Origin of the sequence: Butyrivibrio fibrisolvens (assembly GCF_037113525.1) — a bacterium.
GTDB lineage: Bacteria > Bacillota > Clostridia > Lachnospirales > Lachnospiraceae > Butyrivibrio > Butyrivibrio fibrisolvens.
Genome location: NZ_CP146963.1, coordinates 3546327 through 3559297, shown reverse-complemented (window position 1 = coordinate 3559297; position 12971 = coordinate 3546327). Strand labels below are relative to the sequence as shown.

Annotated in this window: 17 protein-coding genes; 15 read left to right on the top strand and 2 right to left on the bottom strand. The window is 39.9% G+C overall.

Annotation, left to right across the window (positions count from 1 at the left end; translation table 11 throughout):
* Positions 1 to 67: 67 nt before the first annotated feature.
* From WAA20_RS14915 to WAA20_RS14890, 6 genes are all read left to right on the top strand, one after another.
* Positions 68 to 292: a hypothetical protein gene (locus WAA20_RS14915; protein ID WP_073388065.1), complete on the top strand. Its 225-nt coding sequence runs from the start codon at positions 68 to 70 to the stop codon at positions 290 to 292.
* The gene (locus tag WAA20_RS14910) at positions 289 to 543 is read left to right on the top strand and encodes a TIGR04076 family protein (RefSeq protein WP_073388067.1); all 255 of its coding nucleotides are present in this window, start codon (positions 289 to 291) and stop codon (positions 541 to 543) included. The genes WAA20_RS14915 and WAA20_RS14910 overlap by 4 nt, the downstream gene beginning before the upstream one ends.
* A 107-nt stretch (positions 544 to 650) precedes the next feature.
* Positions 651 to 1100, top strand: a complete 450-nt coding sequence (locus WAA20_RS14905) for a GNAT family N-acetyltransferase (protein ID WP_073388069.1) — start codon at positions 651 to 653, stop codon at positions 1098 to 1100.
* A 27-nt stretch (positions 1101 to 1127) separates the two neighbouring features.
* The gene (locus WAA20_RS14900; RefSeq protein WP_073388071.1) at positions 1128 to 2294 is read left to right on the top strand and encodes a GNAT family N-acetyltransferase; all 1167 of its coding nucleotides are present in this window, start codon (positions 1128 to 1130) and stop codon (positions 2292 to 2294) included.
* 21 nt (positions 2295 to 2315) lie between these two features.
* Entirely contained in the window at positions 2316 to 2846 is a 531-nt protein-coding gene (locus WAA20_RS14895; RefSeq protein ID WP_027217991.1) for a GNAT family N-acetyltransferase, read from the top strand.
* Positions 2836 to 3105 (top strand): hypothetical protein, encoded by a 270-nt coding sequence (locus WAA20_RS14890; protein WP_330393644.1) that lies wholly within the window; start codon positions 2836 to 2838, stop codon positions 3103 to 3105. Before WAA20_RS14895 ends, WAA20_RS14890 begins: the two co-directional genes overlap by 11 nt.
* A 58-nt stretch (positions 3106 to 3163) precedes the next feature.
* Here WAA20_RS14890 and WAA20_RS14885 read toward each other — a convergent pair whose 3' ends face one another.
* Complete coding sequence (locus tag WAA20_RS14885; protein WP_073388073.1) at positions 3164 to 4369, bottom strand: hypothetical protein; 1206 nt, start codon at positions 4367 to 4369, stop codon at positions 3164 to 3166.
* Positions 4370 to 4571: 202 nt separating this feature from the next.
* Here WAA20_RS14885 and WAA20_RS14880 point away from each other — a divergent pair, with 202 nt between their 5' ends.
* A complete protein-coding gene (locus WAA20_RS14880) occupies positions 4572 to 4778 on the top strand; it encodes a GNAT family N-acetyltransferase (RefSeq protein WP_073388075.1) in 207 nt (68 codons plus the stop codon).
* Positions 4779 to 4786: 8 nt separating this feature from the next.
* Here WAA20_RS14880 and WAA20_RS14875 read toward each other — a convergent pair whose 3' ends face one another.
* The gene (locus WAA20_RS14875; RefSeq protein WP_081373846.1) at positions 4787 to 5248 is read right to left on the bottom strand and encodes a divergent PAP2 family protein; all 462 of its coding nucleotides are present in this window, start codon (positions 5246 to 5248) and stop codon (positions 4787 to 4789) included.
* Between the two features lie 354 nt (positions 5249 to 5602).
* On the opposite strand from WAA20_RS14875, the gene nrdG reads away from it, so the two are divergent.
* The 8 genes from nrdG (at position 5603) to WAA20_RS14835 (ending at position 12969) form a co-directional block, all read left to right on the top strand.
* The gene (gene nrdG / locus WAA20_RS14870; RefSeq protein WP_073388077.1) at positions 5603 to 6103 is read left to right on the top strand and encodes an anaerobic ribonucleoside-triphosphate reductase activating protein; all 501 of its coding nucleotides are present in this window, start codon (positions 5603 to 5605) and stop codon (positions 6101 to 6103) included.
* 71 nt (positions 6104 to 6174) lie between these two features.
* Positions 6175 to 8787: a ribonucleoside triphosphate reductase gene (locus WAA20_RS14865; RefSeq protein WP_073388079.1), complete on the top strand. Its 2613-nt coding sequence runs from the start codon at positions 6175 to 6177 to the stop codon at positions 8785 to 8787.
* A 91-nt stretch (positions 8788 to 8878) separates the two neighbouring features.
* The gene (locus WAA20_RS14860) at positions 8879 to 9823 is read left to right on the top strand and encodes an RNA methyltransferase (RefSeq protein ID WP_073388081.1); all 945 of its coding nucleotides are present in this window, start codon (positions 8879 to 8881) and stop codon (positions 9821 to 9823) included.
* Between the two features lie 231 nt (positions 9824 to 10054).
* Positions 10055 to 10759: an epoxyqueuosine reductase QueH gene (locus WAA20_RS14855; protein ID WP_073388083.1), complete on the top strand. Its 705-nt coding sequence runs from the start codon at positions 10055 to 10057 to the stop codon at positions 10757 to 10759.
* Entirely contained in the window at positions 10749 to 11069 is a 321-nt protein-coding gene (locus WAA20_RS14850) for a hypothetical protein (RefSeq protein ID WP_073388085.1), read from the top strand. The genes WAA20_RS14855 and WAA20_RS14850 overlap by 11 nt, the downstream gene beginning before the upstream one ends.
* On the top strand, positions 11069 to 11410 hold the full coding sequence (gene speD, locus WAA20_RS14845) for an adenosylmethionine decarboxylase (RefSeq protein ID WP_073388087.1): 342 nt from the start codon (positions 11069 to 11071) through the stop codon (positions 11408 to 11410). Before WAA20_RS14850 ends, speD begins: the two co-directional genes overlap by 1 nt.
* 21 nt (positions 11411 to 11431) lie before the next feature.
* The gene (locus WAA20_RS14840) at positions 11432 to 12517 is read left to right on the top strand and encodes a DUF4178 domain-containing protein (RefSeq protein WP_073388089.1); all 1086 of its coding nucleotides are present in this window, start codon (positions 11432 to 11434) and stop codon (positions 12515 to 12517) included.
* Positions 12518 to 12549: 32 nt separating this feature from the next.
* The gene (locus WAA20_RS14835) at positions 12550 to 12969 is read left to right on the top strand and encodes a DUF350 domain-containing protein (RefSeq protein ID WP_073388091.1); all 420 of its coding nucleotides are present in this window, start codon (positions 12550 to 12552) and stop codon (positions 12967 to 12969) included.
* The last annotated feature ends 2 nt before the right edge of the window (positions 12970 to 12971 follow it).

The following is a 12971-nucleotide window of genomic DNA, read 5'->3' as shown; positions in this document are numbered from 1 at the left end:
AAATTTCAGTTGTAGAGGAGAATATGGAGTTAATAAAGGTTGAAATAAAAGATGCGGCTGTCCCTGAATGGGTAGATCGTTTGATGGAACATTATTTCTAAATATACTTTTTGTAGAGGATTATTTTAATGAAAAGGCTGATTCACAGATAAGCTTTTTGGAGCTACTTGATAAGCTGGACGAGGAATTACTTAAAAAGATGCTTAGCAAAAAGGATGTCATAAGTTTTGTATTAACTAACGAAACGGATCCTGAAATTGCTAAGTGGTTAGGCGAGGAATTAAAAGCATGAATTATACAGATAACAAGGTTAAAGTTACAGTAATAGAAAGTCATTGCCCCAAATATAAGGAAGGCGATGTTATACGTTTTGTAGGAAGTGATCTTGATAAAGAAAATAGTGATAACGTATGCATGGTAGCGATGCAGGCTATTTATCCTTTTATCTATGCATTCAGAAGAGGTGGCAATCTCAAGAACGGACCATATCAGTGCATAGACTGTGGTGAAACTGTGAAATTCAATATCGAGATTGATTCTTAGAGAGGAAAAGTTTGAAAGTGTTCCACTTTCAAACCCGAATTGGTGTCGCGAGCTCCACCAATATCGAACCATTAGTCACTCGTTTCACTCGCGACATGAGGTTAAATATGGAAATAAGAATAGCGACCAATGACGATATTGAATACATGATGAGTAGCAGGCTGGAGATGCTTAAGGAGGTCAACTCCCTTGATCCGGACTACCAGTACTCCCAAAGCTTTGTTGAAAACAGTAGAAGCTTTTTTCTTGATGGACAGCAGACGACAGTCCTTGCTTTAGATGGAGACAGGATTGCGGGCTGTGCAACTATGTGTTATATAACGCTCATGCCAACCTTTTCACACCCAACGGGTAAACGTGCCCATTTGATGAATGTTTATACTGCAAAGGATTATCGCAGGCAGGGAATCGGAATGAAGATGGTGTCCATGCTTATTGATGAAGCCTGGAATAAAGGCGCAACAGAAATAAGTTTGGATGCTACAGAAGATGGACGCGCTTTATACGCTAAGTGTGGATTTACCTATTCTAATGAATGTATGGTTTTAGTAAAATAAATCAGACGGATTTTTAGGGGGAGAATAATGAAGCATAAGAGACTTAACAGAGATGGCTGGGGATTTCAGTATTATCCTTATTATCAGATGAGGATTGATTGCGAATGCTTTCATGGTCTGGCATGTCTTATAAGATTTACTGATGGAGAAGCTAACTATTGGGAGACTCCAAAGGCAGGAAGGATCCAGGTTACAGGAGAAGGTATGACATGGCTTGAGCTGATCCCTGATAACGCCAAAAGAGTTATCACAGTAAAGTATTTTCCTGATAATACTCATGATGAAGAAAGAGTGAATTATCCTGAGAACTTTTGCGCTAAGTATCGCCCTTCCATCTGGTATGTGGATATCATAGAGGGCATTGATTATGATGAAGATGGAATAGCTTTTTTCATAGATAAGTACCTTGATGTGATCTTTACACCGGAAGGTGATGTCAAGATCGATGATCGTGATGAGCTTGATGCTGCGCATGACGAAGGAGAGTTGTCTGACGAACAATATGCGGATGCACTGGCAGAATGTGATCTTATACTTGATCAGCTTTGTTCTGACATTACTAAGACCAACTCTTGGTGTGCAGAAGTAAGAGATATTGTTGAAAAAAGAATAGCTGAAGGCGAATCAATAACCAGATGCCGCGAAGTTTGGGAACTTGCGAAAACTCAAGAAGTAGTTGAATCTAAAAGACTTAAAATGAGGCGTTTGATACCTGAGGATTACAAGGTTATGGCAGCTTGGGATATGGATGAGAGAGTCTATAAATATTTACTTGGCTCTGCATGTAAAACTCCGGAAGAGCCACTAGTATGGCTTCCCAAAAAGGACCCAACTTCCAAAGTTAATATACTGATGCTGGTGTCTGAAAAAGAGGATGGACATGCGGTAGGAATATACGCTCTTAATCATGATGTTGAAAGAGATGTCTGGTCCTTGTCCTATGTCAACAGATATGATGACTGGGGAAAAGGATACACAGTAGAAGGCATGAGCGCACTAATGGAACATGCTGTAAAAGTATATGGAGCATACACCTTTGAAGGGGAGTGTGCAAAAGAAAACATAGGCAGCAGAAAGGTTATGGAGAAGCTGGGTATGGTGTATGATCACAGTTCCTCATATACCAAGAATGATGGTAGTGCTACCTTTGAATCAGATATATATACACTAACAATTTCCAGTTTGGATAAATAATATGATGTAGAAGCGACTAAAATGGAACAAAGAATTATATTGGAAACAGACAGATTGCTTCTTAGAGAAATGAATATTGATGATTTTGATGCATTATACAAAGTCCTCGCTGATAGGGACATCATGCAGCATTATCCATATACTTTTGATGAGAAAAGAGTCAGAGATTGGATTGAAAGAAATATGAACCGATATCATGATAACGGTTTTGGACTGTGGGCTGTGTGTTTGAAAGATACTAGAGAGATGATTGGCGATTGTGGATTAACACTTCAGAATATTGAGGGAGAGATGCTCCCTGAGATTGGTTATCACATTCGCGCAGATCATCAGCGTAAAGGTTATGCTAAGGAAGCAGCAGCTGCTGTACGAGACTGGGCTTTTGCTAACACGGATTATCCTGCAATCTATTCATATTGCAAATATACAAATATCGGTTCTTATAAGACTGCAGAATCTATTGGAATGCATTTTGAGAAAGAATACCCGGATCCGGACAACAAGATTACTCATGTATCAGTGATCTTTCGTGGAGAAGTAAATGTTGAGTGACGATGCTAAAAAAACGATTATTAGCAATGCAATTAAATATATACAGAAAGTATTCGATAATAATTCGGACGGACATGATACAGACAGACTTGATGCAATTGGAGCTATAGGAATAGCAAGAACATTTGCGTATGGCGGAAAGCATGACAGGTCTTTGGAAGATTCATTAAAACATTTTGATGATAAGCTTTTACTTCTGAAAGATTTGATGAATACTGAGGCAGCAGCTGATATAGCCAGTGAGCGCTATTGGTTTTAGTTTGTCCTGCATCATTTTGAGGATGATGCAGGCAATAGATCATGGAATACAGTGTGTCTTACTGTATAGAAGTAAAATAAACAGCTGATTCATTCTCATTGATCTCATAAGTTAGATCAAACAGACTGCAGAAATCATCAATAGTTATTTGGGTAAAACTATAACCGTTATGATCGTCGTTATATCTATAATCGATGTTTAACTCCTCACCGTCTCTGGTGACTTTCAGATCAGAATAAGTTAAAACCTGATTCGGGCGATCATAATAGATGCTGGCTTCCCACTTATGACCATTGATAGTCCATTCGCCCTTTAAGTACGTAGGGTACTCATCTGACCTATATGAAGGAATGGAACACTCACCACCAACTGCTGCAACAACTGAAGGAATACAATAAGGTTTCTTGCATCCTCTTGAAACAACAAAACCCAGATCAATACTCATCATATATTTTTGATTGTTTTGGTCATATTTTGCATAGCAATAATTTAGTGGCTTTTTCTCATCTTCCGAAGAATAGGATTCGATTTTCTCGCCATTTATATACATATTTTTAAGCGTTGTTACATGCAAGGACTGCGTATATGATTCTACTCCGGGGAAAGCGCTGCCAGAAAGTTCTCCATCTTTTACATGCTGAGATACACCTTTAAAAAGTATATCTTTGATTTGGGCTTCAGTATATGTAGTGCCATCGATTGGAATAGTAGCTATATTCACGAAACTATTTTCAGTATTTGCCCGGACATATCCATGGCAATAAGGATTTTCTTTGAGAAAAGCATCAGTATTATATTCCTTTTCTTCTGCATAGATCTCATTGGCTTTGACAATAGCCGTAGACAGCTTTTCGATATCTTTGGTGGAAGATATGTACAGATACATGTTCTTGGGCTCTAATAGATCTCCGAATACTTCATACATCCTTTCATCATAATAGTGATGAAGCCCGATAGAATAGTGGTTTACAATAATAGGTTCGTAATAGAATACGGCATCAAACCATCCATGAGGCCACCTCTGGGCAACAACTTCAAACTCAAAGCCTCGGGCATCTGACTTGAAAGTATAGACAACTTTTCTTGGTGACTCTGATAACACTTTTTCTTTGACCAAACTGCAGTCTTCAGAAACATTCTTTTTTACATAATTGATGACTTCGTTTTTGGAAGCAACGCTTCCATCTGCACGTCCGCATCCTGTAATGGATAGGCCTAATATTGCGCAGAGTAATGAGAATATTACGATTTTGCTTTTTTTCATGATTTATCTCTCCCCTCTTATATGCACCTGTTTGATGATGCAAATTATGGAAATTATATAAGAAATTTTAAGTAATGGCTACCTCTTTTTGTTAATCTTATTAGGTAAAGATGTAAAGAAAATGTGAATATATCGCTATTGTGCCTTTGAATTAGAAAACAGTTCAGAAGAAGATCGATCTGTTTATGATTAAATAGAATCAATGAATGCACTAATGATGCATGCAGCAAAGGTCTATGGGGCACGCACATTTGAGGGTGAGTGCGCAAAGGAAAACATAGGAAGCAGAAGAGTCATGGAGAAACTTGGGATGGTATACGACCACAGTTCGTCATATACCAAAAATGATGGAAGTGCAACTTTCGAATCAGATGTATTCCTGTTAACAATCCAGAAGGAGAAAGGTTAAAATGAAAGTCAGAGAATTATAAGACATACAACTAAAGCACACAGAATTCCGGTTATTACACCGGCGACTATCTCAGGAAATGTATGTCCCATCTTTTCATCAAGAATTTTATCGTAAAGAGGTTCTTTATTTTCAGCAAGATCTCGTTCTCTGAGCTTGTTGAGGATATAGGCCTCTTTTCCTGTTGTAAGGCGAACGCCCATTGCATCGTACATTACGACCATTGCAAAGAAGAATGCGATAACAAATTCAAAAGAAGAAACGCCGTATACGATACCTGTAGAAATAAAAAGTCCTGTAACGAGAGATGAATGTGTGCTTGGCATGCCGCCACCGCCTACAAGGCGCTTAACACTAAAACCGTCACGTATAGAATCAATTATTACTTTGACAAGCTGAGCTACGAACCATCCTGAACCGGCTGATACGAAAACTTTGTTGGTAAAAAGATCTGTAAGAAATGAAATCATTGTATATTCCCCCGAAATACTATCCCTATATTTTGTGTGCAGGTATATAAGCTATTTTTGATACCTGCTGAAGATCAGATTACGATCATAATCCTCACGTCATATAATAACACAGAAAAAATCAAGTACCCAAAACGAATTTCCGCATATTTGTGAAAAGTGTTTAAAAGAATCTAATAAGTATACCCTAAAATAAATATTTCACTTCACAAAGTGGCGTAAAATCTAGCAAACCACATTTTGTGGAAAAAATATCTTTTGCAAACACAATATATAGTGGTATAATTTCTGTGGGGATATTGGATATTAATTCATTTTATTTCGTTTACATTTTTTTCACTGATAATAACAACAATGAGAATAGCCGGAACGATCAAACATTCACTGGTCAATGGACCAGGTATACGTTTTGTAGTCTTTTTTCAGGGGTGTATTCATCACTGCAAGGGTTGCCAGAATATGGACACCTGGGACCCGGACGGTGGCGAATCCATAGAACCTGATGAGCTGATAGAGATGATCAGAAGTACTAAGCATCTTGACGGAGTTACGCTATCCGGAGGAGATCCTTTTATGCAGGCACAAAGTGCGGCGTATGTTGCTAAAGCCTGCCATGATATGGGACTTTCTGTATGGTGCTATACAGGATATACCTACGAAGAGATCATGGAAGGAAAGGCTCCTGAAGGGGCAGTGGAGCTTCTTGAAGAGACAGATGTTCTTGTGGACGGAAGGTTTGAGATTGATCTTAGGTCCGAAGAGTGTCTGTACAGAGGAAGTACCAACCAAAGGCTTATCGATACGAAAGAAAGTATAGCAAAAGAATATGTGTGTGATTGGAGGCAGACTGACTGACAGAGCTGGCTTACATCTTATAGGGGCCGTTTCTGCCTTTTGGACTGTTTAAATTTATAAGGGGGTTTACAATGATCAACACTATCGTAAAACGTGACGGAACACAGGTGAGATTTGATGAGACCAAGATCACCGCGGCTATGCAGAAGGCTCTTGAATCAGTTAAGGCAGAGTATACTGATAAAGACTTAAAGACTCTTACCGGGGCAGCAGTAGTTGACCTTTATGTTAACAGTGCTGATAAGGATCTTCGTGTTACTGTCGAACAGGCTCAGGACGCGGCAGAGGCAGCTCTTATGAGAGGTGGCTATTATACTGCTGCAAGATCTTTTATCCTTTATAGACAGACTCATAAGGTTATCAGAGGTATAACCAAAGAGGTCAAGAATTTTGCCGTTGGAATGGTTGACGGGTCACTTGGTAGTGCTGATGATGCTACAGATGCTGATCCATGCCAGGCTATGGATATCATTAAGAATCAGAATGCTTCTACAGCAGGCGGTACAATGGGTGCTGCAATTCTTGCTGAGTCAGAAGCTATCACCAAGATGTGGTGGGAAAATATCTATGATCCTGAAATAAGAGCGCTGTGCCAGGTAGATGGCGGTAATGGCGAGATCTATATTCATGACATGGGGATGGCAGCAGGATACTGCGCAGGATGGTCACTTAAAGATCTTCTTCTTAATGGTCTTGGCGGCGTTCCTAACAAGATCGCATCAAGCCCTGCTTCACACCTTTCTACAGCTGTTATGCAGCTCGTTAACTTCCTTGGAATCATGCAGAATGAATGGGCAGGTGCTCAGGCTGTATCATCTTTTGATACATATCTTGCGCCTTTTGTTAAGGCTGACAACCTTTCTTATGCAGAGGTTAAGCAGTGCATGCAGTCATTTGTCTTTGGCGCAAACGTATCAAGCAGATGGGGAAGCCAGTGTCCTTTCTCCAATATAACTCTGGACTGGACTGTACCTGAAGATATGGCTCCGCAGAAAGCAATCGTTGGCGGCAAGGAACAGGACTTCACATATGGCGACTGCAAGCGCGAGATGGATATGATCAACAAGGCATTCCTTGAAGTCATGATCACAGGCGATGCCAACGGAAGAGGCTTCCAGTATCCTATTCCTACATATTCGATCACAAGAGATTTTGACTGGTCTGAGTCAGAGAACAACAGACTTTTGTTCGAGATGGCTGCAAAGTATGGAACACCTTATTTTTCCAACTATATCAATTCTGATATGAAGCCATCTGATGTAAGATCCATGTGCTGCAGACTGCGCCTTGATCTTCGTGAACTTAGAAAACAAAATGGCGGTAACTTCGGTGCGGGTGAAAATACGGGGTCGATCGGTGTTGTAACTATTAACCTTCCTCATATAGCATATATTTCTGCAACTGAAGAAGATTTCTACAAGGAACTTGAGTATGCAATGAATATTGCTGCCAGATCCCTTGATATTAAGAGAAGAGTAGTAACCTTGTATCTTAATAAGGGCGCTTATCCTTATACCAAGGTATATCTTAAGGCCGGATTTAAGAACCACTTCTCAACAATAGGTCTTGTAGGAATGAACGAGGCATGCCTCAATGCAAGATGGATAGGCGAGGATCTTACTTCTGAGAAGTCACTTAAGTGGGCAGGCGAAGTTCTCGACTTTATGAGAAATAAGCTTTCTGATTATCAGGAGCAGTACGGATGCCTGTTTAACCTTGAGGCAACTCCTGCAGAGTCCACCTGCTATACACTGGCTCGTATGGATAGAAGAAATTATCCTGATATCATTACAGCAGGAAGAAGTGGCGAGACACCTTATTATACAAACTCATCACATCTTCCGGTTGGTTCAGTTGATGATATCTTTGATGCCCTTGATAAGGAAGACGACCTTCAGTGCAAGTATACAAGCGGTACTGTATTCCATGCATTCCTTGGCGAAAGACTTCCTGACTGGAAGCAGGCTGCTAAGTCTGTTAGGACAATTGCTGAGAACTACAGACTTCCATACTTTACACTGTCACCTACATATTCCATCTGTGAAGATCACGGATATATTAACGGTGAGACCAGTATCTGTCCTGTATGCGGCGGCAAGGCTGAGACTTATTCCAGAATCACAGGTTATTACCGTCCTGTAAGCAACTGGAATGCAGGTAAGGCTCAGGAATTTGAAGACAGAAGGACTTATAATATGAGCCGCATCGTTAGTAAGAGCGCATCCGATATCCTTAACCGTGTTGACAAAAACAGGGATGAGACTCAGAATGCTATTGAGAAGGAATTTGAACAGGCTAAGGTTGCAAGAGAAAACTTTGCATCCCTCCTTTCAGGGAGCAGCGTTTCAAAATCCGATACTGTTTTGGAGATCATTGAAGAAAACAGTGATGAGCCAGGTGTCTATGTAACTGATGATCAGATAACTCTTCTTACAACAACAGACTGTCCAAGATGTCGTATGGCAAAAGAAGCTCTGGATAGAAGAAACTTTGAGTATTCAATCCTGAATGCTTCTGAAGATGAAGGAAGAGAATTGGCTCTTAAGTATGGTATTATGACAGCACCTGCTATGTTCGTTGATTATGGTACTTCCGAAAAGGTTATTACTGATTTTAATGAAATAATGAAATTCATAAAGTCTATCGAAAGTAGAGATAGAAGCGAACTTATAGGGGCTGAATAAGATAATCATTATTGTTAAATGAATGTGTAAACTTGCAGGACTGATGCTGATAGGTGTCAGTCCTGCATATTGCGTAAAAACGAGGTGAGTTTTGCAGTATATAAATATTACAGATATAAACGACAAGCGCTTGTCAGTTTATAAGGATCTTAACGAATCACAGCTTCGCCATTATTATGAACCTGATGGCGGAGTTTTTATTGCGGAGAGCCTTAAAGTTATCGAGAGGGCTTTTTTATTTGGATGTAAAGCGGAATCCGTCCTTTTGGAAAAAGAAAAGCTTGATTCTGATGAGTATAAAAGAGTTGTTGAACTGGTGGCATCAGGTAGTAACAACAAGGCTGATAATAGCGAAGATAAAGAAGTTAAAGATAATAAAGAAGATAAAGAAGATAAAGTAGATAAAGAAGGTGATATTCCGATATATGTTGCAGAGCAAATGGAGCTTTCAAAGATAACGGGATATAACTTAACAGGCGGGATACTTGCCGTAATGAGAAGGCCAGATCTTAAAAGCGTCATAGACATAATCGATGGCTGCACCAGGATAGCGATCCTTGATACGGTAGTTAATCCCACTAACATAGGCGCCATATTCAGAAGTGCTGCAGCCTTCAATGTAGAAGCAATCCTTCTTACAAAGGGATGCTGCGATCCTCTTTCAAGAAGAGCCATTAGGGTCAGCATGGGCAATGTATTCCAGATTCCCTGGACTTATCTTGATTCTAATGAGGATGAATATAATGATGAGAGGGAGAGGCAGGCTGGCCTTGTAAAGGAGAACTTTGACCTTCTTCATGAAAAGGGCTTTAAAACAGCTGCTATGGCATTAAAAGAAGATTCAATAAAGCTTGACGATGAGCGCCTTAAAAAGGAAGAAAAGCTTGCCATAATCATGGGTAATGAAGGCGACGGTCTTTCTGATGCAGCGATAGCCATGTCAGACTATAAAGTCATAATCCCAATGGCCCATGAAGTTGACTCACTAAACGTTGCTGCAGCAAGCGCTGTTGCATTCTGGGAGCTTGCACGGTGATGGAAAAACGTTTATTCTTGAATAGCAAAAACATTTGACTTCTTGAATGTAAATTACAGAAACGCGCATTTACTGCGTGTTTCGTAATTCGATGAATCGGTTGGCAATAGAGCCTTCGACGAAGTCGAACTCAATTGGCTCTATTGCTGCATTCTTGAACTATATGTTCAAGAATGTATGATTTTTGGAACGAAGTAAAAAATATCTTTTAATATAGAATGATCTTATTATATGAATAAAGAAAATTACGCTAAAGAACTTGAAAAATATATAGAAGAAAAGCAAAAGGAAGGGATTTACCCAAAGCTTTTGCTCCATGCCTGTTGTGCTCCCTGCTCTTCATATTGTCTGGAGTACTTAAGACAGTTTTTTGACATAACACTCTTTTTCTATAATCCCAATATCACTTCCCAGGGCGAGTACGAAAAGAGAGTGGAAGAGGAAAAGAGGCTGATCGAAGCCTATAACAGACAGATCGATGAGCAGAATTTTGATGGCATGAATTCTGATGGAAACGCAAGGAAGATAAGCTTCCTTGAAGGCGACTATAACCCATCAGCCTGGATTGAAGCAGTTAAGGGACTTGAAGACTGCCCTGAAGGTGGAGACAGGTGCATTAAGTGCTTTGAACTTCGAATGGATGAAGCAGCAAGAGTTTGTAAAGAGATGGGATTTGACGGCTTTACCACAACTCTTACTATCAGCCCTTTAAAGAATGCGGATAACCTTAATAAGGCAGGAAGAGAAGCTGCAGATAAGTACGGGACAATCTTTCTTCCATCTGACTTTAAGAAAAAGAACGGATACAAGCGTTCAATAGAGCTTTCCAAAATGTTTGACCTCTACAGGCAGGATTTTTGCGGATGTTCTTTTTCCAAAGCTCAAAGAGAGCGCGAAAAGGCAGCAGCCAGCGAAGGGAGAGTTGATGGAAACTAAAAGAATTGAAGGCTTGTGGGACTGCGTATACTGCGACACAAAGATGATCAAGGCACGCTTTGGATCATGCCCAAATTGCGGTAAATCACGCGGCGTAGATACGGTCTTTTATCTTCCGATGGATATTGAAGAAGCGACTCTGACTAAGGCAGAAGCAGCAAAAACAACCAATGAACCAGACTGGCTCTGCGGATTTTGCGATTCTTACAATAGGTCTGACGCTTTATTTTGCATAAAATGTGGATCACCAAGAGGGTTATCTACAGATAACTACGCGACACTTCGCGATGATAGTAAGGAGAATATGTAATGGCTAAGCACCTGGTAGCTGATCTTTATGGCTGCGGGAAAATGATCGATGATATAGAAGCACTTAAAGAGGCTGCTCACAAGGCAATAGAATATGTAGGGGCCAATATCGTTGAGGAATGTATTCACGAGTTTGAACCTATAGGAATAACCTATTTTGCAGTGATAACAACATCTCATTTTTCAGTTCATACATGGCCTGAGTATGGTTATGCGGCTATAGATGTTTTTTCCTGCACAGATACTGTTGTTGAAGGAATAACAGAAACACTTAAAGAACTTTTTGAAGCCAAAGAGATTAAAACTCAGATAATTGAAAGGGACATAAGCAAAGGACACTAATAAGCTTGTGTTAATGATCAGATGAATATTAAAGTTGGATCAATACTTAAAATAAAGAATTATGAAGCTCATGTTATAGGAAGTATCACTTACAAAAACACGGAGGATGGCAACAAGACCTGGACTGAGTACAGGCTCCTTGCCGGAAAAGTGGAATTATGGCTGTCTGTGGATGATGTATACAAAGAGTATTCCCTTTCAAGAGCTGATAATAGTATCAGAGGCAAAATAGGACCAAAGTGGCATGAGGTAGACAAGGGCCATCAGGTTGTTAAGCGCTGCTCTGGCGATGTTGACGTAGAGCCAGGTGACAGTGCCGATTTTGTTGAATTTGAAGATGCAACTGAGGAAAAAACTCTTTCAGTTGAAATATGGGATGATGGAACTGAGTATTCCCGTGGTGAATATCTCGATCTTGATGAGATAAGCGTTATAGGCTTTGAAAAGGTCAAGACTAAAAAAGATGATTTTGATGTTTTTTTCATTAGATTGTTCATGGTCATTATGGTATTAGGCTTTCTGGCAAGCTTTGAGGACTGTCTACCGACTATACCTAAGCGTATCAGCAAGTACCTAAGTAAAAGCGACAACTATTCGTATGTAACATCAATTACAGGTAACGCTGATCAAAAGGCGGATGTTTACCAGTATACAGGCATTAGTTACTCGACTGGTCCAACAACAGATGATGTTGCCAAGGATATTATTAATGGAATTGAAGGTCAGACCCAGTCAGTAACTCAGGAAGATGATATGGCCGATGCGACTATAGCGATAGTTACAGATAAAGAGTACTGCCTCATATATCATCCGGAAGACGATGCAAGTCTTGTATATGTCCAGATATCGAACAGGAAATACAATTATGCTTCTGACAACTCGCCTTACAAGAGTTCAAGTAGCACCACAAGATGGTATAGGAGTCATTACTACAGCTCAAGCTATTCATCGGATTCTTCAACTTATAAGAGTACACCATCTGCGTACTCATCCTATAGTGGAGACACTATTCATGATATAGGAAATGGCTATTATGACAGCTATTCATCTTCTGTCAGACAGTCAAGCATAAACAGTAGAAAATCGTCCAGTGGCGGCGGTAAATAAAATAATAAAAACATGATTGAGAGGATTTAAATATGATGGTAGCGCTTGAAACTTTAGTTTATCTGTTAGTAGGACTTGTGGTAATGATGATCGGTTATTTCGTAATTGATCTTTTGATCCCGGTTGATTTTCCCAAGGAGATCCGTGAGGGCAACAAGGCTGTTGGCTGGGTCTCAGCTGGAATATATGCAGCTCTTGGCTACATCATCCGCTCTGCGATCATCTCTTTTGAGCTTTCAGAGCAGCAGGAGCTTCTTGGCGGTGTTATAAGTACCGTTATGTTTGCAGGTCTTGGAATTGTAGCGATGATCATAGGTTACTTCCTTGTTGATCTTGTGAATAGAAAATTTAATTTTGGTAATGAGCTTAAGGAAAAAAATGAAGCAGCAGGAATCATGATCTTTGGTATATTCATGGGCGTTGCCTTCATCGTAAGCGGTGTCATTCAGTAATA

Bases quoted from the DNA above. Each gene is read 5' to 3' on its own strand.
- WAA20_RS14890 (WP_330393644.1), top strand. From the start codon at position 2,836: ATGTTGAGTGACGATGCTAAAAAAACGATTATTAGCAATGCAATTAAA.
- WAA20_RS14900 (WP_073388071.1), top strand. From the start codon at position 1,128: ATGAAGCATAAGAGACTTAACAGAGATGGCTGGGGATTTCAGTATTAT.
- nrdG (WP_073388077.1), top strand. From the start codon at position 5,603: ATGAGAATAGCCGGAACGATCAAACATTCACTGGTCAATGGACCAGGT.
- WAA20_RS14885 (WP_073388073.1), bottom strand. From the start codon at position 4,369: ATGAAAAAAAGCAAAATCGTAATATTCTCATTACTCTGCGCAATATTA.
- WAA20_RS14855 (WP_073388083.1), top strand. From the start codon at position 10,055: ATGAATAAAGAAAATTACGCTAAAGAACTTGAAAAATATATAGAAGAA.
- WAA20_RS14905 (WP_073388069.1), top strand. From the start codon at position 651: ATGGAAATAAGAATAGCGACCAATGACGATATTGAATACATGATGAGT.
- WAA20_RS14880 (WP_073388075.1), top strand. From the start codon at position 4,572: ATGAATGCACTAATGATGCATGCAGCAAAGGTCTATGGGGCACGCACA.
- WAA20_RS14910 (WP_073388067.1), top strand. From the start codon at position 289: ATGAATTATACAGATAACAAGGTTAAAGTTACAGTAATAGAAAGTCAT.
- speD (WP_073388087.1), top strand. From the start codon at position 11,069: ATGGCTAAGCACCTGGTAGCTGATCTTTATGGCTGCGGGAAAATGATC.
- WAA20_RS14915 (WP_073388065.1), top strand. From the start codon at position 68: ATGGGTAGATCGTTTGATGGAACATTATTTCTAAATATACTTTTTGTA.
- WAA20_RS14850 (WP_073388085.1), top strand. From the start codon at position 10,749: ATGGAAACTAAAAGAATTGAAGGCTTGTGGGACTGCGTATACTGCGAC.
- WAA20_RS14875 (WP_081373846.1), bottom strand. From the start codon at position 5,248: ATGATTTCATTTCTTACAGATCTTTTTACCAACAAAGTTTTCGTATCA.
- WAA20_RS14840 (WP_073388089.1), top strand. From the start codon at position 11,432: ATGAATATTAAAGTTGGATCAATACTTAAAATAAAGAATTATGAAGCT.
- WAA20_RS14895 (WP_027217991.1), top strand. From the start codon at position 2,316: ATGGAACAAAGAATTATATTGGAAACAGACAGATTGCTTCTTAGAGAA.
- WAA20_RS14865 (WP_073388079.1), top strand. From the start codon at position 6,175: ATGATCAACACTATCGTAAAACGTGACGGAACACAGGTGAGATTTGAT.
- WAA20_RS14835 (WP_073388091.1), top strand. From the start codon at position 12,550: ATGATGGTAGCGCTTGAAACTTTAGTTTATCTGTTAGTAGGACTTGTG.